The sequence below is a fragment of the Kitasatospora sp. NPDC002551 genome, from assembly GCF_040296005.1.
GTDB lineage: Bacteria > Actinomycetota > Actinomycetes > Streptomycetales > Streptomycetaceae > Kitasatospora.
Map to the genome: position 1 here is coordinate 32,030 of NZ_JBEOWI010000054.1, position 22,337 is coordinate 54,366.

A 22,337-nucleotide genomic window follows, 5' to 3' on the forward strand; every position below is an offset into this window, starting at 1 on the left:
GGCGGGACACCCGCCGGGCGGGCAGAGCCGACGAAAGAGGACACCGTGCCGACCCGTGAACAGCCCCTGCGGAAACTGGGATTCCTGACCATCGGGCTGTTCGATCCGGCCGACCCGGCCCAGGGCCACGAGTCGACGCTGCGGCTGATCGAACTCGGTGAGCGGCTGGGCTTCGACAGCGCCTGGGTGCGCCACCGCCACCTGCAGTACGGCATCTCCTCCCCGGTCGCCGTGCTCGCGGCGGCCACCCAGCGCACCAGCCGGATCGAGCTGGGCACGGCGGTGATCCCGGTCGGCTGGGAGAACCCGCTGCGGCTGGCCGAGGACCTCGCCACCACCGACCTGCTCTCCGGCGGCCGGCTCAACCCGGGCGTGAGCGTCGGGCGTCCCGGTCACTGGGAGCGGGTGGCCGGCGCGCTCTACCCGGACACCGCCGAGGCCGAGGACTTCGGCTACCGGCGGGTGAGCCGGCTGCTGGACTTCCTGCGCGGCGAGCGGCCGGCCACCGACTTCAGCGGGGTCGAGGGCATCGAGGTGTACTCGGACAAGGTCCAGCCGGTCTCGCCCGGCCTGGCCGACCGCTTCTGGTACGGCGCCGGCAGCCTGCGCTCGGCCCGCTGGGCCGGCGAGCAGGGGCTCGGCCTGCTCACCAGCAACGTGGTGCGGGCGGAGGAGGCGGAGGACTTCGCCGAGATCCAGCGCTCGCAGATCGCCGCCTTCCGCGCCCACCACCCGCTGGGCGCGCGGGCCCGGGTCTCCCAGGGGCTGGTGGTGATCCCCACCGACAGCGCCACCGCCGACCAGCGGGCCCGCTACCACGAGTACGTCCGCGGCCGGACGGCCCGCACCACCTCCCCGCAGGGCCCGGCGCGGGTGATGTACGCGCGGGACCTGGTCGGCGGCTCCGCCGAGATCGCCGAGCGGCTGTACGCCCACGCCGCCTTCCGGGAGGTGGACACGGCGGTCTTCGCGCTGCCGTTCACCTTCGGCCACGAGGACTACGTCCAGATCCTCACCGACATCGCCACCGTCCTCGCCCCGCTCCTCGGCTGGAAGCCCGCCGCCGGGGCCTGAGCCGGCCCGGCGGCCGACCGGTCGCCCCGGCGCGCGGACCGTCACCCGGGTGCCCGGGCACCCGGGCCGTCAGAGGCGCTCGGGCACCGGGTTGCCGACGGCCTCGATCGCCCGCCGCACCGGGACCTTCAGGAGCACGGCGAAGCCGATGACGAAGAACACCAGCAGCGAGACGATCGCCGAGCGGTAGCTGCCGGTGACCTGGTAGGCGAGGCCGAAGACCAGCGGCCCCATCCAGCTGGTGCCGCGGTCGCTGATCTTGTAGAAGCTGAAGTACTCCGCCTCCTTGCCGGGCGGGATCAGGTGCGAGAACAGCGACCGCGACAGCGCCTGGCTGCCGCCGAGCACCAGGCCGATCATGCACGCCAGGACGTAGAACCAGAGCGGCTGGTGAGCCGGCATGAAGTAGCCCAGCGCGAGGATGACCACCCAGCCGGCCAGCGAGCCCAGGATGGTCCGCTTGGCGCCGTGGCGGTGGGCGATCCGGCCGAGCAGCAGCGCGCCGCCGATCGCCACCACCTGCACCAGCAGCACGGCGGTGACCAGCGCGGTCTGGTCCAGGCCCAGCTCCTCGCTGCCGAAGAGCGAGGCCTGCGAGACGACGGTCTGGATGCCGTCGTTGTAGCAGAGGAAGGCGGCCAGGTAGAGCAGGGTGAGCGGGTGGCGCCGCATGCCGCGCAGGGTCCGGCCGAGTTCCCGCAGGCTGCCGGCGGCGGGCTCGTCCTCGGCGGCCCCGGCGGCGCGCCCCGGGAGCACCCCGGCCCGGGACGGCAGGCGCAGCATCGGCACGATGGTGAACAGCGCCCACCACAGGCCCGCCGAGGCCAGGCAGATCCGCACCGCGGTGCCGGAGGAGATCCCGAACGCGTCGTGCCCCTGGAACAGCACCAGGTTGGCGATCAGCAGCAGTCCGCCGCCCGCGTAGCCGTACGCCCAGCCCTTGGAGGAGACCGCGTCGCGCTCGTCGGGCGTGGCCAGGCCCGGCAGGTAGGCGTAGGAGAGCGCCACCGACACCGCGTAGGCGAGGTTGGCGACGACCAGCAGACCGCCGCCGAGCAGGTAGCGGTCGCCGTCGAGGAAGAACATGCCCATCGTGGCGGCCGCGCCGAGGTACGCGAAGCCGCCCATCAGCTCCTTGTGCCGCCCGGTGCGGTCCGCGACCGTCCCGGCGACCAGCATCGCCGCGACCGAGAGCAGCACCGAGAAGGAGACCGTGTAGGGGTAGAACGAGCCGGCGCGGATCGACAGCCCCAGCGGGTGCACGTCGCCCTGCGCGTCGGCGGCCTCCTTGGCGATCGAGGTGAGGTACGGCCCGAGGAAGACCGTCAGGACGGTCGAGGAGAAGGCCGCGGTGGCCCAGTCGTTGACGTACCAGCCGAACTGTATGCGGCGCAGTGCGCGGCCGTCCTCGCCGGTGGCGGCCGCCGGGTGCTCCGGGCGGTGGGTCGTGGTGCTCATGGTGTTCCAATCCCCGTGCTGGAGCCGGTGCCGCCGGGGTGCCAGCGGCCGCGCTCGCGGAGGACGTCGCGCAGGACGTCGATGCGATCGGCCATGATGCCATCGACCCCCAGGTCGAGCAGAGAGCGGATGCGTGTGGCGTCGTCCACAGTCCAGACGTGAACCTGCAGGCCGAGGCGGTGCGCGGCGCGCACGAAGGCCCGGTCGACCACGGGGACGCCCCGGTGCCGCTCGGGCACCTGCGCGCAGACGCCGGCCCAGGGCGCCCCGGTGCCGCGCAGCAGCGGCCCGGCCAGCGAGCGCAGCCGCAGCCGGGCGACCTCGCGGGGGCCCAGCGAGGTGGCCAGCCGGGGTCCGGCGGCGGCGCGGACGGCGGCGAGCCGGCTGTCGGAGAAGCCGCCGACGCAGACCCGCTCCCAGGCCCCGGTGCGGCGGATCGCCTCGACCAGGGGTGCGACGGCCGGCGCCGCCTTGACGTCGATGTTGAAGCGGGCCGCGGGGAACGCGCCGAGCAGGTCCTCCAGCAGCGGGACCGGCTCGGTACCGCCGATCCGGGCCTGCCGGACGGTGCGCCAGGGGAGTTCGGCCACCGCTCCGGCGCGGTCGGTGACCCGGTCGAGCCGGTGGTCGTGGAACGCCACCAGCACGCCGTCGGAGGTGGTGTGCACGTCGGTCTCCAGGTACCGGTACCCGAGGGCGACGGCGGCCTCGAAGGCGGCGAGCGAGTTCTCCGGACGGCCGAGGTCGCCGCCGCGGTGCGCGAAGGCGAGCGGCCCCGGATGGTCGAGGAAGGGGTGCATAGGGGCTCCGTGGTGCGAGGGTCGCGTGACATTTTTACACCTGGTGTCAAGCTGTAACGCCCACCGAGGCCCCGGGGCCGCCTATCATGCCGGTGCGGCGGGGCCGTCCGGTGTCCGCCGCGTCCATTGCCCAGGTACCGCCCCAGAGAGGAGCCCCGCGAGTGGGTAGCACTGTCGAGACGCTGGAATTCCAGGCCGAGACGCGCCAGTTGCTCCGGTTGGTGATTCACTCGATCTACTCGAACAAGGACATCTTCCTGCGCGAGCTGATCTCGAACGCCTCCGACGCACTGGACAAGCTGCGGCTGGAATCACTGATCGACTCCGGCCTCGACGCCGACACCTCCGACCTCCACATCGCCCTGGAGGCCGACCCGCAGGCCCGGACGCTGACCGTCCGCGACAACGGCATCGGCATGAGCCGTGACGACCTCGTGGAGCTGATCGGCACCATCGCCAAGTCCGGCACGGCCGGTCTGCTGGAGAAGATCAAGCAGACCGAGGACGCCGCCGCGGCGCAGAGCCTGATCGGGCAGTTCGGCGTCGGCTTCTACTCGGCGTTCATGGTCGCCGACCGGGTCACCCTGCTGACCCGCCGGGCCGGCAGCGAGGCCGGCACCCGGTGGGAGTCCGACGGCGCGGGCACCTACGAGATCCAGGCCGTCGACGGCCTGCCCGTGGGCACCTCGGTCACCCTGCACCTCAAGCCGGCCGACGGCGAGGACGGGCTGGCCGACTACCTGGCGGAGTGGAAGATCCGCCAGATCGTCAAGCAGTACTCGGACTTCATCCGCTGGCCGATCCGGATGGAGAGCGAGCGCACCGACGCCGAGGGCGCCACCGACCGGCAGGTCGACACCCTCAACTCGATGAAGGCGCTCTGGGCCCGCCCGCGCAGCGAGGTGACCGAGGCCGAGTACACCGAGTTCTACCAGCAGATCAGCCACGACTGGCTGCCCCCGGCCGAGACCGTCCACATGCGCGCCGAGGGCACCTTCGAGTACGAGGCGCTGCTGTTCATCCCCTCCCAGGCGCCGTTCGACCTGTTCTCCCGGGACGCCAAGCGCGGCGTGCAGCTGTACGTCAAGCGGGTGTTCATCATGGACGACTGCGAAGCGCTGATGCCCGACTACCTGCGCTTCGTCAAGGGCGTCGTGGACGCCCACGACCTCTCGCTGAACATCTCCCGCGAGATCCTCCAGCACGACCGCCAGATCCGCGGTGTGCGCCGGCGCCTGGTGAAGAAGGTCCTCGGCGCGCTGAAGGACGTCCAGGCCAAGGACGCCGAGCGCTACGCCAAGCTCTGGGACCAGTTCGGCCGGGTGCTCAAGGAGGGCCTGATCGAGGACGGCGACAGCACCGAGGCCCTGCTGGAGCTGGTGTCCGCCGCCTCCACCCACGACGCGGAGCGCACCACCACCCTGCGCGAGTACGTCGGGCGGATGAAGGAGGGCCAGGAGGCGATCTACTACCTGACCGGCGAGGACCGCGCCACGGTGGAGAACTCCCCGCACATGGAGGCGTTCGCCGCCAAGGGGTACGAGGTGCTGATCCTCACCGACCCGGTCGACGAGGTGTGGGTCGAGCGGGTGCCCGCCTTCGACGGCCACCGGCTGCAGTCCATCGCCAAGGGTCAGGTCGACCTCGACGAGCCGGCCGACGGGGACGAGGCGGCCGGGACCGAGAAGGCCCGCCGGGAGCAGGAGTTCGCCGCCCTGCTGCCGTGGCTGACCGAGACGCTGTCCGGGCAGGTGAAGCAGGTCCGGCTCTCCTCGCGGCTGACCACCTCGGCGGCCTGCGTCGTCGGCGACGCCCAGGACATGACGCCGACCCTGGAGAAGATGTACCGCGCGATGGGGCAGCAGGTGCCCCCGGTCAAGCGGATCCTGGAGATCAACCCCGGGCACCCGCTGATCACCGCGCTGCGCGCGGCGCACGAGGCCGACCCCGGGGACCCGGCGCTGCCGGAGATCGCCGAACTGGTCCACGGCGGCGCGCTGCTGGCCGAGGGCGGCGACCTGCCCGATCCGGCGCGCTTCACCAGGCTGCTCACCGACCGCCTGGCGCGCGGCCTCTGACCGCACCCCGCCCGTACCGGCTTTGCCACGACGACCCGGCCGCCTCCCGCGGCCGGGTCGTCGTGCGTTTCTCGGCTCAGCCGTCCGGGGTGGGCAGGCGGAAGAAATCCCGGTAGAGGGGGAGTTGCTCGGTCAGCATGGGGGCGCCCGGGTGGGTGGGGAGGCCGAGGGCGGCGGCGGTGCGCAGCAGCGGGGTCTCGGCGGGCGTCATGACGATGTCGGCGACCAGCGCGCCCGGCGGGAGCCGGGCCGGGTCGAAGGGGAGCGGGTCGGCCGGGTCGAGGCCGAGCGGGGTGGCGTTCACGGCGAGGTCGGTGTCGGACGGGGGTTCCGCGGCGGCGCTCACGCGGCCGGACCGCCCGCCGCCGAGCCGCTCCAGCAGTGCGTCCAGCCGGCCCCGGTCGGGGTCGCTGACGGTGAGCCGGGCGACGCCCGCGTCGAGCAGGGCGGCGGCGACGGCGAGCCCGGCACCCCCGGCGCCGGCCAGGGCGACCCGCAGCCCGGCGGGGTGGTGGCCCCGGGCGGTCAGGCCGCGGACGAACCCGGCGCCGTCGAAGTTGTCGCCGTACCAGCGGCCGTCCGGCTCCCGGCGCAGCGCGTTGGTGGAGCCCAACAGGGCGGCGGTCGGGCTGAGTTCGTCGGCGTGCGCGCACATCGCCAGCTTGTGCGGGACGGTCACCAGCAGCCCGTCCAGGTTGCCGGTGGCCTTCAGCCCGCGTACCACCTCGTCGAGCCGCTCCGCCGGGGCGTGCACGGGGACGAGCACGGCGTCCACCCCGCTCGCGGCGAACAGCGGGTTGAGCAGGGCGGGCGCCCTGACCTGGGCGACCGGGTCGCCGAGGACGGCGAACAGCCGGGTGCGGCCGGAGACCGGCGGCATCTCAGGCCTCCCTCACGGCGGCGCGCGGCATGGCGTCCAGGGTGCGGGCGACGAGTTCCTCCGGGACGTCGCGGACGAGTTCGGCGCCGCGCGGGCCGTCCAGCACGAAGGAGAGGCCGTCGACGGCCTTCTTGTCCAGCCGCATCAGGGCGATCAGCGCGCCGGTGGCGACCTCCGGCGGCAGCGCGGTCGGCAGCCCGTAGTGGGCGACCACCGCGTGGTGCTCGGCGACCCGCTCGGGCCCGATCCGGCCGAGCGCGCCGGCCAGCCTTCCCGCGAAGACCGTGCCGACGGCGACCGCCTCGCCGTGCCGCAGCCGGAAGTCGGTGGCGCGCTCCAGCGCATGGCCCAGCGTGTGGCCGTAGTTGAGGATGTGCCGCAGTCCGGCGTCGCGCTCGTCGGCGGCCACCACGGCGGCCTTGCGGGCGACGCTCGCGGCGATCTGCTCCTCCAGCGGCAGCCGGCGCAGGTCCCCGGCGCCGATGAAGTGGCAGCGGGCGATCTCCCCGTAGCCGTTGGTCCGTTCGCGCGGCGGCAGGGTGGCCAGGTAGTCGGTGTCGCAGAGCACGGCGGCGGGCTGCCAGTAGGCGCCCACCAGGTTCTTGCCCTCCGGGAGGTTGACGGCGGTCTTGCCGCCCACGCTCGCGTCGACCTGCGCCAGCAGCGAGGTGGGCAGGTGCACCACCGGGACGCCGCGGTGGTACAGCGCGGCGGCCAGTCCGACCGCGTCGGTCGTGGTGCCGCCGCCGCAGGAGACCACCGCGTCCGCCCGGCCCAGGCCGAACCGGGCGAAGCGGCTGCACAGTTCGGCGATCCAGGCGAGCGACTTGCCCTCCTCGCCGTCCTTCGCGGGGACCACCAGGGTGTCCAGCCCGGTCTCGGGCAGCCACGCGCGGGGCCGGGCGCTGACCACGGCGACCCGGCGGGCGCCGAGGCCGGCCAGTACCCCGGCCAGCCGGTGGCGGGCGCCGGGACCGATCAGCACGGGGTAGCCCCGCGCGCCCAGCTCCACGTCGATGCGCCGCAGTCCGCCGTCCGTGCGGACGGACGTTGCTGTCGTGGTCAACTCGGGTCTCCCGGTGGTTGGGGGTGCGGTGGCCGGCGCGCCAGGGCGAGGGCGCCGTGCAGCGAGGACAGCCCGCCGAGCGCGGCCGGGCGGATCGCCGGGACCGGCCCGCCGGGGCGGGCCAGTGCGGCGGCGTGGGCCTCCACCCGCGCCGCGAGGCCGGGCAGCCCGTCGGCGAACCCGCCGCCCAGCACGGTCAGTTCGGGGTGGACCAGCTCCGCCAGCGAGACGGCCGCCGCCGCCAGCGCGGAGCAGGTCTCCTCGACGGCCTCCTCGGCCCAGGGCGCGCCCTCGGCGAGCGCGGTGCGCAGCCCGGCGAAGTCGACCGGCGCGCCGCGCAGCCGCGCCGCGCGCCGCAGCGTCGCCGGACCGGAGGCGCTCGCCTGCAGGCAGCCGCGCCGTCCGCAGTCGCAGCGCGGGCCCCGGCGGTCGATCACCAGGTGGCCCGTCTCGCAGGAGCCGCGCGCCGGCCCGGGCAGCGGCGCGCCCCGGTGGACGATGCCGCCGCCGACGCCCGTGCCGACGCCCAGGTAGACCAGATGGTCACACCCGGCGTGCTCGGCCTCGGCGAGCGCGGCGAGGTCGCCGTCGTCGGCCCAGGCCACCTCGGCGGCGGGGAACAGCCGGCGCAGGGCCGGGGCGAGCGCGAAGCCCTCCCAGCCGGGGCGCCCCGGCCAGGCCAGCACCCGGCCGTCCGGGCCGACGGTGGCGGGCACCGCGACCCCGACCGCCGAGAAGGTGCCGCCCCACCGCTCGCCCAGCCGGGCGACCGCCCCGGCCAGCGCGGCCCAGTCGGCGTCGGCGCCCCGCGCGGCGGGCCAGCGCAGCACCGCCTGCGCCGTGCGCTGCGGCCCGCCGGGCGGGCCCGCCTCGGCGCGCAGCGCCCCCTTGGTGCCGCCGACGTCGATGCCGAGCACGCCCCGGGCGGCCGTCGCGGTGCCCATCAGGACGCCGGCACCTTCGCCAGCAGCGCCTGGGCGGCGAGCCGGTAGCCCAGCGCGCCGAGGCCGACGATGACACCCGAGGCGAGCGGCGCCAGCACCGACTCGTGCCGGAAGGACTCCCGCGCCCAGACGTTCGACAGGTGCACCTCGACGAACGGCCGCGGATAGGCGGCCAGCGCGTCGCGCAGGCCCCAGCCGGCGATCATCAGCGCGCCGGGGTTGACGATCGCCCCGACGCTGCCGTCCCAGGCGTCCTGCACCGCCTCGATCAGCTGCCCCTCGGACTCGCGCTGGACGGAGACGACCTTCCAGCCCCGGCCGGCCACCTCGGCCGCCACGGCCGCCTCGATGTCGGCCAGCGTTTCGGTGCCGTAGACCTCCGGCTCGCGGCGGCCGAGAATCCCGAGATTGGGACCGTTCAGCAATAGCAGTTCGCTCATATTCCGGTTATAGCAGCGAGCCCGCCGGGAATTCCCGGAAGCGGGCGTCGGTGCACCAGGACAAGGGAGGGATAGGGGGGTGCCTAGGGGAGGTGACGGGCCGCTTTTCCTGGGTTAGCGTGCCGTTCCACCACCCCCCGAAATGGAAAGGCTGCGCGTAATCATGAGCGCCCAAGGACGTCCGGCCCCGGTGTTCCCGGTCTGGCCGCAGTACGACGAGGCCGAGCGCGAAGGACTCATCAGGGCCCTGGAACAGGGCCAGTGGTGGCGGATGGGCGGCAAGGAGGTCGACACCTTCGAGCAGGAGTTCGCCGACTACCACGGCGCGCCCAAGGCCCTCGCCGTCACCAACGGCACCCACGCCCTGGAGGTCGCCCTCCAGATCCTCGGCGTCGGCCCCGGCACCGAGGTGATCGTGCCCGCCTTCACCTTCATCTCCTCCTCCCAGGCCGCCCAGCGGCTCGGCGCCACCGCGGTGCCGGTCGACGTCGACCTCCACACCTACAACCTGAGCCCCGCCGCGGCGGCCGCCGCGATCACCCCGCGCACCCGGGCGATCATGCCCGTCCACATCGCCGGCCAGATCGCCGACCTGGACGCCCTCGGCGCGCTCTCCGCCGAGACCGGCGTACCGATCGTCCAGGACGCCGCGCACGCCCACGGCGCCCAGTGGCGCGGCCGCCGGGTCGGCGAACTCGGCTCGGTCGCCGCGTTCAGCTTCCAGAACGGCAAGCTGATGACCGCCGGCGAGGGCGGCGCCATCACCTTCCCCGAGGCCGCCCAGTACGAGGAGGCGTTCCTGCGGCACAGCTGCGGCCGCCCGCCGACGGACCGCAAGTACTACCACCGGACCTCCGGCTCCAACTTCCGGCTCAACGAGTTCTCGGCGAGCGTCCTGCGCGCCCAGCTCGCCCGCCTGGACGGCCAGATCGCCGTCCGGGAGCAGCGCGCCGCGCTGCTGGACCGCCTGCTGGCCGAGATCCCCCGCCTGGTCCCGCAGGGCCGCGACGAGCGCGCCGACCGCGTCCCGCACTACATGGCGATGTTCCGGGTGCCCGGCCTCGGCGAGGAGCGGCGCAACGCCCTGGTCGACGACCTGATCGCCCGCGGCCTGCCCGCCTTCGTGGTCTTCCGCGCCATCTACCGCTCGGACGGCTTCTGGGAGTCCGCCGCGCCCGACACCACCGTCGACGAGCTGGCCAGGGCCTGCCCCAACAGCGAGGCGCTCACCGCCGACGGCATCTGGCTGCACCACCGCACCCTGCTCGCCGACGAGTCGGCGATCGAGGACACCGCCCAGATCATCGCCGACGCCCTGGCCGCGGTGTGAACGCGGCACCGCGGGAGCCGGACGCGCCGGTGCGGGTCGCGGTCGTCGGCCTCGGCTGGGCGGGGCGCACCATCTGGCTGCCCCGCCTGACGGCGCACCCCGGCTACCGGGTCACCGCCGTCGTCGAACCCGGCCCCGGCGCGGCCGGGCACCTCCCGCCGGGCGCGGCCCTGCTCACCGACGCCGACCGGCTCGGCCCCGACACCGACCTCGCCGTCGTCGCGGTGCCCAACCACCTGCACACCCCGGTCGCCGAACGGCTGCTCGCCCGCGGCGTCCCGGTGTTCCTGGAGAAGCCGGTCTGCCTCAGCGCCGCCGAGGCCGACCGGCTGGCCGCCGCCGAACGCGCGGGCGGGGCCGTGCTGCTGGCCGGCAGCGCCGCCCGCTACCGCGAGGACGTCGCCGCCCTCACCGGGCTGGCGGCGGAACTCGGCCCGATCCGCCATGTCGACCTCGCCTGGGTGCGCGCCAGCGGCGTCCCCGACGCCGGCGGCTGGTTCACCAGCCGCCGGCTCTCCGGGGGCGGCGCGCTGGTCGACCTCGGCTGGCACCTGCTCGACACCGCCCAGAGCGTGCTCGGCGGCCCGGTCCGCTTCCCGGCCGTGCTCGGCTCGCTCTCCGCCGACTTCGTCAACGACGGCGGACGCGGCGCCGGCTGGCGCGGCACCGAGCGCCCGGCCGGCGCGGGCGACGTCGAGGACACCGCCCGCGGCTTCCTGGTCACCGACACCGGCGTCTCGGTCGCGGTCCGGGCGAGCTGGGCCTCGCACGACCCCGTCGACACCACCCGGATCACCGTCGAGGGCGCCACCGGCTCGGCGACCCTGACCTGCACCTTCGGCTTCAGCCCCAACCGCCGCGCACCCCGGCTGACCCGCACCCGCGACGGCGTCACCACCGAGGTCCCGCTGCGCGGCGAGCCGGTCGGCGCCGAGTACGTGCGCCAGCTCGACGCGCTGCCCGCCCTGCTCGCCGACCCGGCCTCGCGCGGCGTCGCCGTGCGCGGCGCCCACCACACCATCTCGGTCATCGAACGCCTCTACGCGGCCGCCCGCGCCCCGCGGCCCCGGCTCGCCGACGAGGCCACCGCCCTCGCCGTCTGACCCTGCGCGCCCCACAGCCCCGGCCCGCAGGCCGCACCAGACCCGGTCACCCGTCCGGGCCGCCCCTCGTCCCATGGAGATCCCATGCCGCTCGACCCGCCCGTTCCCGCCGTACCCGACGGCCGCGCGCTCGCCGCGTTCTCCCCGGTCCGCGCCGTGGTCTTCGACCTGGACGGCGTCATCGTCGACAGCTTCGACGTGATGCGCCGGGCCTTCCTGACCGCCTACGAGGAGGTGGTCGGCGACGGCCGGCCGCCGTTCGAGGAGTACTGCCGCCACCTGGGCCGGTACTTCCCGGACATCATGCGGATCATGGGGCTGCCGCTCGCCCTGGAGGAGCCCTTCGTCCGGGAGAGCTATCGCCTCGCCCATCAGGTCACCGTGCACGACGGGGTGCGCGAGCTGCTCGCCGAGCTCACCGCGCGCGGCGTCCGGCTGGCCGTGGCCACCGGCAAGAGCGGCCCCCGGGCCCGCTCGCTGCTCGACCAGCTCGGCCTGCTCCACCACTTCGACCACGTGCTCGGCTCCGACGAGGTCGCCCGGGCCAAGCCCGCCCCCGACATCGTGCTGCGCGCCCTGGAGCTGCTGGGCGTGCCGGCCGGGCGGACCGTGATGGTCGGCGACGCCGTCACCGACCTGGCCAGCGCCCGGGGCGCCGGCGTCGGCGCGATCGCCGCGCTGTGGGGGGAGACGGACGAGCCGGCCCTGCTCGCGGAACGGCCCGACGCGGTGCTGCGCCGGCCCGACGAACTCCTCGCCCTGCTGCCCGAACCCGCCCCGGCCCACTGACCCGCCCCATCCCGCCGCCCCACCGCCTCACCGCCCCGCCGAGCCCTCCCGCCCGGCGGGGCGCCGCCGTTCCCGCCCCCACCTCCCACAGGGCCCCGGCCCGCGGCCGCCGCGAATAGGGCCCGTCTAGGGGGTCGGATAGGGGCGGCCCGCAGCCCCCGCCGCAGGAGACTGGGACCGGCCGGAATGCGCACACGGTTGTTCCGGAACGGCCGCCCGGAAATCCACCGGCCCCTTTCCCGGTGAAACCCTCCCGGAAAAGGACCGCGCATTCCTCCCCGATCCCCTCCGCCCCGCCCGGCGGAAAAGGGAACGCACCCGCACCCGAACCCCACCGACCCGACGCAGAAGGAAGTGACGGCATGTTGCGCACCGAGCTGATCCGGCCGCTGCCCGAACTGCTGGCCGAGCACGCCCGCGACAGCGCCGAGCGCACCGCGTTCCGCGACGCCGTCCGCGCCGTGACCTACGGCGAGCTGTACACCCGCACCGGCCGGATCGCCGGCCACCTCGCCGACCTGCGCCTGCAGCCGGGCGACCGGGCGGCGATCCTGCTCGGCAACAGCGTCGAGGTGCTGGAGAGCTACTTCGGCATCCTGCGCGCCGGCGCCATCGCCGTCCCGCTCAACCCGCACGCCTCCGGGCCCGAACTCGCGCACCTCCTCGACGACAGCGGCGCCCGCGTGGTGATCACCGACGCCGCCCGGGCGGCCGGCCTCGACGCCCTCGCGCGCGGCCGGGCCGACCTGCGGGTGATCGTCACCGGCGACGGCCCCGCCCCGCCCGGTGCCCTCTCCTTCGAGACCCTCGCCACCACCGAGCCCGCCACCCCCGCGCGTGACGACCTCGGCCTGGACGACCCCGCCTGGATGCTCTACACCTCCGGCACCACCGGCCGCCCCAAGGGCGTGCTGTCCACCCAGCGCAACGGCCTCTGGTCGGTGGCCGCCTGCTACGTGCCGGTGCCCGGCCTCAGCGCCGAGGACCGGGTGGTCTGGCCGCTGCCGCTGTTCCACAGCCTCTCCCACATCGCGTGCGTCCTCGCCGTCACCGCCGTCGGCGCCACCGCCCGCATCCTCGACGGGTTCGCCGCGCAGGACGTCCTGGAGGCGGTCCGCGAGGAGTCCGCGACCTTCCTCGCCGGCGTGCCCACCCTCTACCAGCAGCTGGTGCGCGCCGCCCGCGAGGACGGCTTCACCGCCCCGGCCCTGCGGATGTGCCTGGTCGGCGGCGCGATGACCACCGCCGCGCTGCGCCGCTCCTTCGAGGAGGCCTTCGGAGCGCCGCTCATCGACGCCTACGGCTCCACCGAGACCTGCGGCTCGATCACCGTCAACTGGCCCACCGGCGCCCGCGTCGAGGGCTCCTGCGGTCTGCCCGTGCCCGGCCTCGGCGTGCGGCTCGTCGACGTCGAGACCGGCCTGGACGCCGCCGACGGCGAGGAGGGCGAGGTCTGGGTGCGCGGCCCGAGCGTGATGCTCGGCTACCACAACCAGCCCGAGGCCACCGAGCAGGCGCTGCGCGGCGGTTGGTACCACACCGGCGACCTCGCCCGGCGCGACGGCGCCGGCTACTTCACCATCACCGGCCGGATCAAGGAACTCATCATCCGCGGCGGGGAGAACATCCACCCGGCCGAGGTCGAGGAGGTGCTGCGCGCCGTGCCCGGCGTCGCGGACGTCGCCGTCGTCGGCAAGCCGCACGAGGTGCTCGGCGAGGTGCCGGTGGCCTTCCTGGTGCCCGGCCCCGGCGGCCTCGACCCGGAGGCCCTGCTGGCCGCCTGCCGGGAGCAGCTCTCCTACTTCAAGGTGCCCGAGGAGCTGTACGAGACCGACCGCATCCCGCGCACCGCCTCCGGCAAGATCACCCGGCACGTCCTGCTCGACGCGCCCGCCCGGCTGCGGGCCGCCGGCGGCAGCCACTACGAGCACCTGTTCCGGGTCGACTGGCTGCCGCTGTCCTCCGTGCCCGGCGCCCGCCCGGCCGCCCCCGCCTGGGCGCTGCTCGGCGCCGACGGCTTCGGCCTCGGCGAGGCCCTCGGCGCCGGCCCCGCCCATCCGGACCCGGCCGCGCTGGCCGCCGCCGACCCGCTGCCCGACCTCGCCCTGCTCGGCTGCGGCGCGGGCCTGCGCACCCCCGGCCCGCTCGCCGCCGACGCCGAGCAGGCCGCGCACGGCCTCGAACGGCAGCTGGCGGCCTGGCTCGCCGAGGAGCGGCTGGCCGACACCCGGCTCGTCGTCACCACCCGCGGCGCCGTCGCCGGCGGCGGTGCCACCGACCTCGTCCAGGCCGCGCTCTGGGGCGTGGTCGGCGCCGCCCAGGAGCGGCACCCCGGCCGGTTCGTGCTGGTCGACCTCGACGGCGAGGAGGGCGCCGCCGCCGCGCTGGCCGACGCCGTCGCCTCCGGCGAGCCCCGGCTGATCGTCCGCTCCGGCGTCCCGCTGCGCCCGCGCGCCGCCCGGGTGTCGGCCGCCCTCGCCCACGGCGAGCCGCCGGCCCGCTTCGACCCGCGCCGCGCCGTGCTGGTCACCGGCGCCGACGGGCCGGCCGCCGCCGCCGTGGCCCGCCACCTGGTCGCCGGGCGGGGCGTCCGCCGCATCCTGCTGACCAGCACCCACGGCCCCGCCGACCGGGCCGCCGCCGAGCTCGCCGCCCGGCTCACCGAGGCCGGCGCCGAGGTCGCCCTCACCGCCTGCGACCTCGCCGACCGCGACGCCCTCGCCGCCTACCTGGCCGCCCCCGACACCCGGTTCAACGCCGTCGTGCACACCCCCGGCGCCGCCTTCCCCGGCCTGGGCGCCGCCCTCGCCGCCGCCGTCCACCTGCACGAACTCACCGCCGGCAGCGAGCTGTCCGCCTTCGTCGTGCACACCCCCGCCGGCGGGCTGTCCGGTGCGCCGGGCCCGGGCGAGGCGGCGGCCACGGCGTTCCTCGAAGCGCTCGTCCAGCACCGCGTCCGGCGCGGCCTGCCCGGACTCGCCCTCGCCACCGGCCCCGCCGACGGCGACGGCCGCACCGCCCCGCCCGGCCTCGGCCGGCTCACCGCCCAGGAGCACGCCGCCGCCTTCGACGCCGCCCACCTCGCCGAGCACACCTCCCTGCTGCTGCTCCGGCTGGACCCCGAGGGACTCGACGCGCTCGACCCGCAGGACGTCCCGGCCCTGCTGCGCGACCTCATCGACGCCCCCGCCGGCCCGCGCATCCCCGACAGCGCGACCGCCGCCGCGCTGCGCCGCCGCCTGGCCGGGCGCCCCGCCGCCGACCGGCAGCGCGAGCTGCTCGACCTGGTGCTCACCGAGACCGCCCGGCTCGCCGCCGACCGCCCCGAGGCGATCCGCCCCGACGGCCCGTTCAAGGACCTCGGCTTCACCTCCGCCACCGCCGTCGACCTGCGCGGTCGCCTCACCGCCGCCACCGGCCTGCGGCTGCCCGCCACCCTCGCCTTCGACCACCCCACCCCGGCCGCCGTCGCGGCCCACCTGCTCACCCGGCTGACCGGCCGGCCCGCCCCCGCCAGGCCGGCCCCGGCGCCGCGCAGCGCGCCGCCCGCCGACGACCCCGTGGTCATCGTCGGCGCCGCCTGCCGGCTGCCCGGCGGCGTCGCCTCCCCGGCGGACCTGTGGCGGCTGGTCAGCGAGGGCACCGACGCCATCACCCCGTTCCCGCGCGACCGGGGCTGGGACCTCGACGCCCTCTACGACCCGGACCCGGCCGTCCCCGGCACCTCCTACGCGCGCCACGGCGGATTCCTGCACGACGCGGGCGAGTTCGACGCCGCCTTCTTCGGGATCTCGCCGCGCGAGGCGCTGGCGACGGACCCGCAGCAGCGGCTGCTGCTGGAGACCTCCTGGGAGCTGCTGGAGCGGGCCGGCATCGACCCGACCTCGCTCAAGGGGCAGCCGATCGGCGTCTACGCGGGCCTGATGTACCACGACTACGCCACCGGCCTCGCCGAGGTCCCCGACGGCCTGGAGGGCTACCTCGGCACCGGCAACGCCGGTTCGGTGGCCTCCGGCCGGATCTCCTACACCCTGGGTCTGGAGGGCCCGTCGGTGACGGTGGACACGGCGTGCTCGTCCTCGCTGGTCGCGCTCCACCTGGCCGCGCAGGCGCTGCGCGACGGCGAGTGCACGCTCGCCCTGGCCGGCGGCGCCGCGATCATGGCCCGGCCCACCTCCTTCGTCGAGTTCTCCCGCCAGCGCGCCCTGTCCGCCGACGGCCGGGCCAAGGCCTACGCCGACGCCGCCGACGGCACCGCCTGGGCCGAGGGCGTCGGCCTGGTCCTGCTGGAGCGGCTGTCGGACGCGCGGCGGCTGGGGCACGAGGTGCTGGCCGTGGTCCGCGGCTCGGCCGTCAACCAGGACGGCGCCTCGAACGGCCTGACGGCGCCCAACGGCCCCTCCCAGGAGCGGGTCATCCTCGCGGCGCTCGCCGACGCCGGACTGACCACCGCGGACGTCGACGCCGTCGAGGGCCACGGGACGGGGACGTCGCTCGGCGACCCGATCGAGGCGCAGGCGGTGCTGGCCACCTACGGGCAGGGGCGGTCGGCCGAACAGCCGCTCTGGCTGGGCTCGTTGAAGTCCAATCTCGGCCACGCGCAGGCCGCCGCCGGCGTGGCCGGGGTGATCAAGATGGTGGAGGCGCTGCGGCACGGCGTCCTGCCCAGGTCGCTGCACATCGACGCGCCCAGCTCCCAGGTGGACTGGGAGTCGGGGGCGGTCGCCCTGCTCGCCGAGGAACGCCCCTGGCCCGAGGTGGACCGGCCGCGCCGGGCCGCCGTCTCCTCCTTCGGCGTCAGCGGCACCAACGCCCACGTCGTGCTGGAGCAGGCCCCCGCGCAGCAGACCCCCGTGCAGGAGGTGACCGCCGAACTCGACGCCGGCCCCGGAGCGCCGGTGCCCTGGCTGCTCTCCGCCCGCACCGTCGAGGCGCTGGGCGAACACGCCGCCCGGATCGCGGAGTTCACCGACTCCCGCCCGGCCGCCGAGGCACCGGCCGTCGCCCGCACGCTCGCCGCCTCGCGCGCCGTGCTCGAACGGCGGGCCGTCGTGGTCGCCGCCGACCGGGCGCAGGCGCTGGGCGGGCTGCGGGCGCTGGCCGCCGGTGAGGCGGTGCCCGGGCTGGTGACGGGCCGGGCGGAGGTGAGCGGGCGTTCGGTGTTCGTCTTCCCGGGTCAGGGGTCGCAGTGGGCGGGGATGGGGCGGCGGCTGCTCGCCGAGTCCCCGGTCTTCGCCGAGGCGCTGGCCGAGGTCGAGGAGGCGCTGAAGCCCTATGTCGACTGGTCGTTGCTGGACGTGGTGAACCAGGGCGCCGCCTCGCTGGAGCGGGTGGACGTGGTGCAGCCGGTCTCCTTCGCCGTCAACGTGGCCCTGGCCGCCGTGTGGCGTTCCCTGGGCGTGGTCCCGGACGCGGTGGTGGGCCACTCGCAGGGCGAGATCGCGGCGGCCCACGTCGCCGGGATCCTGTCGCTGGACGACGCCGCCGCCGTGGTCGCCCTGCGCTCGCAGGCGATCGCGCGCGGCCTGGCCGGGCGCGGCGGCATGGTCTCGATCGCCCTGCCCGCCGCCGAGGTCACCGGCGCGCTGCCGGACGGCGTGGAACTGGCGGCCGTCAACGGTCCTTCCTCCGTCGTGGTGGCCGGGGACCCGGCCGGACTGGACACCGTGGTCGCCGCGTTCGAGCAGCGCGGAGCACGGGTGCGCCGGATCCCGGTCGACTACGCCTCCCACACCGCGCACGTGGAGTCGATCGAGCGCGAACTCGCCGAGCTGCTCGGGGCGGTGAAGCCCCAGCAGGCCGCGATCCCGTTCCTGTCCACGGTCGAGGGCCGCTGGCTGGAGGGCCCCGAGCTGGACGCCGGCTACTGGTACCGCAACCTGCGCCGGACCGTCCGATTCGCCGACGCCGTCGGGACCTTGGCCGCCGAGGGCTTCCGGGCGCTCGTCGAGGTCAGCGCCCACCCCGTGCTCACCCACGCCGCCGCCGAGGCGCTGGAGGAGGCCGTCGACGCCCCGGTCGTGGCCACCGGCACCCTGCGCCGCGACGACGGCGGCTGGGACCGCGTCCTGCTCTCCGCCGCCGAACTCCACGTCCACGGCGTCCCCGTGGACTGGTCGACGGCCCACACCGGCGCCGGCCGCGTCCGCCCCGCCGACCTCCCCACCTACCCCTTCCAGCGCGAGCGGTACTGGCTGCACCCCGGCCGCGCCGCCGGTGACCTCGCCGCCCTCGGCCTGGACGAGGCCGGCCACCCGCTGCTGGAGGCCGGGCTGCTGCTCGGCTCCGAGGAGGGCGCCGTCTTCACCGGCCGGATCGGCGAGCGCACCCTGCCCTGGCTGGCCGACCACCGGGTCGGCGGCACGATCCTGCTGCCCGGCACCGCCCTGCTGGACGCCCTGGCGCACGTCGGGCACCGGCTCGGCGCGCCCACGGTCGAGGAACTGACCGTCTCCGCCCCGGTCGTCGTGCCCGACGGCGGCGGCGTCGACCTCCAGGTCCACGTCGGCGAGGCCGAGGACGGCCGCCGCGCCGTCCGGGTGCTCACCCGCACCGGCCCCGGCCGGCCGTGGAGCGCGCACGCCACCGGAACCCTCGCCCCCGAGGGCCCCGAGCCCGCCCCCGCCCCTGACGGGCCGACGGCCTGGCCGCCCGCCGGCGCCCGCCCGCTCGACCTCGACGGCCTCTACGACCGGCTCACCGTCGACTACGGCCCCGCGTTCCACGCCGTCGAGGCCGCCTGGCTCGCCGACGGCCGCCTGTTCGCCCGGCTCCGCCTGCCCGAGGGCACCACCGACGCCGGCGCGTACGGGCTGCACCCGGCACTGCTCGACGCCGCCCTGCACCCGCTCGGCGAGGCCGGGCTCCTCCCGGGCGCCGACGTGCCCCGGCTCGCCTTCTCCTGGTCCGGGGTGCGCCTGCACGCCACCGGGGCCGAGACGCTGCGCGTGGTCGTCGGCGTCACCGGGCCCGACACCCTGACCATCCGGGCCGCCGACGAGACCGGCGCCCCCGTCCTGGACGTCGAGGCCCTCACCGTGCGGCCGGTGGACCCGCGCAGCCTGGCCGGCGCCACCGGGTCCGAGGACGCGGCCCTGTTCGAGGTCGCCTGGGTCCCCGCACCCGAGCCGGCCGGCGCCGACACCACCGCCTGGGCCCCGCACGCCGAACTGCCCGAGGACGGACCGCTGCCACCCCTCGTCGTCCTGCCCGCCGGCTCCGGCGCGCCGGACGAGGCCGTCCCCGAGCGCGCCCACGCCGTCGGGCACGAGGTCCTGCGCGCCCTGCAGGCCTGGCTGGCCGACGAACGGACCGCCGACTCCCGGCTCGCCGTCGTCGTCCGCGAGGGCGACCTCGTCCAGGAACCCGTCCGCGGCCTGGTGCGGACCGCGCAGTCCGAGAACCCCGGCCGCTTCGTCCTGGTCGAGGCCGAGGACCCGGCCACCGCCGCCGAGGCGGTCGCCGCCGCACCCGTCGACGAGCCCCAGCTCGCCGTGCGCGACGGCCGCCGCCTGGTCGCCCGCCTGCGGCGCACCCCGGCCGGCGCGCCGGCCGCCCCCGCCGCAGACGCGCCGTCCCCGCTCGCGGGCGGCACCGTCCTGGTCACCGGCGCCACCGGCGGCCTCGGCGGCCTGGTGGCCCGTCACCTCGCCGCCGTCCACCGCGTCGCCGAACTCGTCCTGGTCTCCCGCTCCGCCGTGCCCGCCGACCTGCTCGCCGACCTCGCGGCCCACGGCACCCGCGTCCGGGCCGAGGCGGTGGACGCCGCCGACCGGACGGCGCTGGCGGCCGTCGTCGAGGCGGTCGCGGACCGCCTGACCGGCGTCGTGCACGTCGCCGGGATCGTCGACGACGGCGTGATCGAGGCGCTGGACGACACCAAGTGGCACACCGTGCTGCGCCCGAAGGTCGACGCCGCCTGGCACCTGCACGAGCTCACCGCCGGCCTCGGCCTCGCCGCCTTCGCCCTCTACTCCTCCGCCTCCGGCGTCCTCGGCGGCTCGGGCCAGGGCAACTACGCGGCGGGCAACGCCTTCCTGGACGGCCTGGCCGCCCACCGCCGCGCCCTCGGCCTGCCCGCCGTGTCGCTCGCCTGGGGCCTGTGGGCCGAGGCCGCCGGCATGGGCGGCCGGCTCAGCGACACCGACCTCGCCCGGATGGCCCGGGTCGGCACCCGGCCGCTCTCCGCGGACCAGGGCCTGGCCCTGTTCGACGCCGCCCTGAGCGGTGAGCGGGCGGCCGTGGTGCCGATCCGGCTGGACGTCACCGGCGTCCGCGCCGAGGACCTCCCGCCGCTCCTGCGCGACCTCGCACCCGCCGCCCGCGCCCCGCGCGCCCTGCGGCGGGCCGCCGCCCGGTCCGCCGCGGACGGCGCCGGCGCTCTCGCCCGCCGACTGGCCGGGCTCACCGCCGCCGACCGCGACGAGCTGCTGCTCGCCCTGGTCCGCGACACCGCCGCCGCCGTGCTCGGCCACGGCACGGCCGGGACGCTGGACGTCGACAAGGCGTTCAAGGACCTGGGCATCGACTCGCTGACCGCCGTCGAACTGCGCAACGCGCTCGGCACCGCCACCGGCCTGCGGCTGCCCGCCACGCTGGTGTTCAACTACCCGACCCCGAAGGCCCTCGCGGCCCACCTCGCCGGCGAACTCGTCGGCGACCTCGCTGGCGAGGAGCCCGCCCCCGAGCCCGCCGGCCCCGCTGCCGTGGTGCGTTCGGCCGCCGATGACGAGGCCGTCGCGATCGTCGCCATGGGCTGCCGCTTCCCCGGCGGCCTGGACTCCGCCGAGGACCTCTGGCGCTTCGTCGCCTCCGGCGGCGACGCCGTCTCCGCGCTGCCCACCGACCGGGGCTGGGACCTCGACGGCAGCTACGACCCCGACCCCGACGCACCCGGGCGCACCTATGTGCGCGGCGGCGGGTTCCTGCCCGGCATCGCCGACTTCGACGCCGCCTTCTTCGGGATCAACCCCCGTGAGGCGCTGGCGATGGACCCGCAGCAGCGGCTGCTGCTGGAGGTCGCCTGGGAGACCCTGGAGCGGGCCGGCCTCGACCCCACCGCCCTGCGCTCCACCCCCACCGGCGTCTTCATCGGCACCCACGGCCAGGACTACGGCACCCAGGGCACCGGCGGCCGGGCCGACGAGGGCTACCTGGTCACCGGCAACGCGGGCAGCGTGCTCTCCGGCCGGCTCTCCTACACCCTCGGCCTGGAGGGGCCCGCGATCACCGTCGACACCGCCTGCTCCTCCTCGCTGGTCGCCGTCCACCTGGCGGCCCAGGCGCTGCGCAGCGGCGAGTGCACGCTGGCCCTCGCCGGCGGCGCCTCGGTGATGTCCACGCTGGAGGGCCTGGTCGGCTTCTCCCGGCAGCGCGGCCTGGCCGCCGACGGCCGGAGCAAGGCCTTCGCCGACGCCGCCGACGGCTTCGGGATGTCCGAAGGGGTGGGCCTGCTGCTGCTGGAGCGGCTGTCGGACGCGCGGCGGCTGGGGCACGAGGTGCTGGCCGTGGTCCGCGGTTCGGCCGTCAACCAGGACGGTGCCTCGAACGGTCTGACGGCGCCCAACGGCCCGTCCCAGGAGCGGGTGATCCGGGCCGCGCTCGCCAACGCCGGACTGACCGCCGGCGAGGTCGACGCCGTCGAGGCCCACGGCACCGGCACCCCGCTCGGCGACCCCATCGAGGCGCACGCCCTGCTCGCCACCTACGGCAGGGGCCGCGCGGCCGAACAGCCGCTCTGGCTGGGGTCGGTGAAGTCCAACATCGGGCACACCCAGGCGGCCGCGGGTGCGGCCGGGGTGATCAAGATGGTGGAGGCGCTGCGGCACGGCGTCCTGCCGAGGACGCTGCACATCGACGCGCCCTCCTCGCACATCGACTGGTCGTCGGGCGGCATCGCCCTGCTCACCGAGCAGCGGGCCTGGCCCGAGGCCGACCGGCCGCGCCGGGCCGGCGTCTCGGCCTTCGGGGTCAGCGGCACCAACGCCCACGTGATCCTGGAGCAGGCGGAGCCGGTCGCGGCGGACGAGAACGCGCACGACGTGCCGGGCGCGGTCCCGTGGGTGCTCTCGGGCGCCTCGGAGCCGGCCCTGCGCGAGCAGGCCGCGCGGCTGGCGGCGCACGCGGACGGGCACCCGGCGCTGGACCGCGCCGCGACCGCCCGCGCCCTGGTCACCGCGCGCACCCGGTTCCCGGAGCGGGCCGTCGTGGTCGCCGCCGACCGGGCGCAGGCGCTGGGCGGGCTGGCGGCGCTGGCCGCCGGTGAGGCGGTGCCCGGGCTGGTGACGGGCCGGGCGGAGGTGAGCGGGCGTTCGGTGTTCGTCTTCCCGGGTCAGGGTTCGCAGTGGGCGGGGATGGGGCGGCGGCTGCTGGCGGA

General features: G+C 76.3%; 12 protein-coding genes. 6 read left to right on the forward strand and 6 right to left on the reverse strand.

Going from position 1 to position 22,337, the window contains the following annotated elements:
* Positions 1-45 precede the first annotated feature (45 nt).
* Positions 46-1,074 (forward strand): LLM class flavin-dependent oxidoreductase, encoded by a 1,029-nt coding sequence (locus ABT093_RS32705; RefSeq protein WP_350570543.1) that lies wholly within the window; start codon positions 46-48, stop codon positions 1,072-1,074.
* Positions 1,075-1,143: 69 nt separating this feature from the next.
* Here the strand turns inward: ABT093_RS32705 and ABT093_RS32710 are convergent, their stop codons facing one another.
* Positions 1,144-2,532 carry an MFS transporter gene (locus ABT093_RS32710; protein ID WP_350570544.1) on the reverse strand — a complete coding sequence of 463 codons (1,389 nt, stop codon included), beginning with the start codon at positions 2,530-2,532 and terminating at the stop codon, positions 1,144-1,146.
* A complete protein-coding gene (locus ABT093_RS32715; RefSeq protein ID WP_350570546.1) occupies positions 2,529-3,332 on the reverse strand; it encodes a glycerophosphodiester phosphodiesterase family protein in 804 nt (267 codons plus the stop codon). Before ABT093_RS32715 ends, ABT093_RS32710 begins: the two co-directional genes overlap by 4 nt.
* Before the next feature lie 161 nt (positions 3,333-3,493).
* Here ABT093_RS32715 and htpG point away from each other — a divergent pair, with 161 nt between their 5' ends.
* On the forward strand, positions 3,494-5,410 hold the full coding sequence (htpG, locus tag ABT093_RS32720; protein ID WP_350570547.1) for a molecular chaperone HtpG: 1,917 nt from the start codon (positions 3,494-3,496) through the stop codon (positions 5,408-5,410).
* A gap of 76 nt (positions 5,411-5,486) precedes the next feature.
* Here htpG and ABT093_RS32725 read toward each other — a convergent pair whose 3' ends face one another.
* From ABT093_RS32725 to ABT093_RS32740, 4 genes are read right to left on the reverse strand one after another with little or no spacing between them, the layout of a single operon-like run.
* On the reverse strand, positions 5,487-6,290 hold the full coding sequence (locus tag ABT093_RS32725) for a shikimate dehydrogenase family protein (protein WP_350570548.1): 804 nt from the start codon (positions 6,288-6,290) through the stop codon (positions 5,487-5,489).
* Position 6,291: 1 nt separating this feature from the next.
* A complete protein-coding gene (locus ABT093_RS32730; RefSeq protein WP_350570549.1) occupies positions 6,292-7,356 on the reverse strand; it encodes a 3-dehydroquinate synthase family protein in 1,065 nt (354 codons plus the stop codon).
* The gene (locus ABT093_RS32735) at positions 7,353-8,300 is read right to left on the reverse strand and encodes an ROK family protein (RefSeq protein WP_350570551.1); all 948 of its coding nucleotides are present in this window, start codon (positions 8,298-8,300) and stop codon (positions 7,353-7,355) included. The genes ABT093_RS32730 and ABT093_RS32735 overlap by 4 nt, the downstream gene beginning before the upstream one ends.
* On the reverse strand, positions 8,300-8,740 hold the full coding sequence (locus ABT093_RS32740) for a type II 3-dehydroquinate dehydratase (protein WP_350570552.1): 441 nt from the start codon (positions 8,738-8,740) through the stop codon (positions 8,300-8,302). Before ABT093_RS32740 ends, ABT093_RS32735 begins: the two co-directional genes overlap by 1 nt.
* A gap of 163 nt (positions 8,741-8,903) precedes the next feature.
* Here ABT093_RS32740 and ABT093_RS32745 point away from each other — a divergent pair, with 163 nt between their 5' ends.
* The 4 genes from ABT093_RS32745 to ABT093_RS32760 all read left to right on the forward strand — a co-directional run.
* The gene (locus tag ABT093_RS32745; RefSeq protein WP_350570554.1) at positions 8,904-10,070 is read left to right on the forward strand and encodes a DegT/DnrJ/EryC1/StrS family aminotransferase; all 1,167 of its coding nucleotides are present in this window, start codon (positions 8,904-8,906) and stop codon (positions 10,068-10,070) included.
* Positions 10,067-11,173 carry a Gfo/Idh/MocA family protein gene (locus ABT093_RS32750; protein ID WP_350570556.1) on the forward strand — a complete coding sequence of 369 codons (1,107 nt, stop codon included), beginning with the start codon at positions 10,067-10,069 and terminating at the stop codon, positions 11,171-11,173. The genes ABT093_RS32745 and ABT093_RS32750 overlap by 4 nt, the downstream gene beginning before the upstream one ends.
* Before the next feature lie 84 nt (positions 11,174-11,257).
* Positions 11,258-11,962 carry an HAD-IA family hydrolase gene (locus ABT093_RS32755; RefSeq protein WP_350570557.1) on the forward strand — a complete coding sequence of 235 codons (705 nt, stop codon included), beginning with the start codon at positions 11,258-11,260 and terminating at the stop codon, positions 11,960-11,962.
* A gap of 362 nt (positions 11,963-12,324) precedes the next feature.
* On the forward strand, positions 12,325-22,337 hold a 10,013-nt coding region (locus tag ABT093_RS32760), incomplete at its 3' end, for an SDR family NAD(P)-dependent oxidoreductase (RefSeq protein ID WP_350570559.1).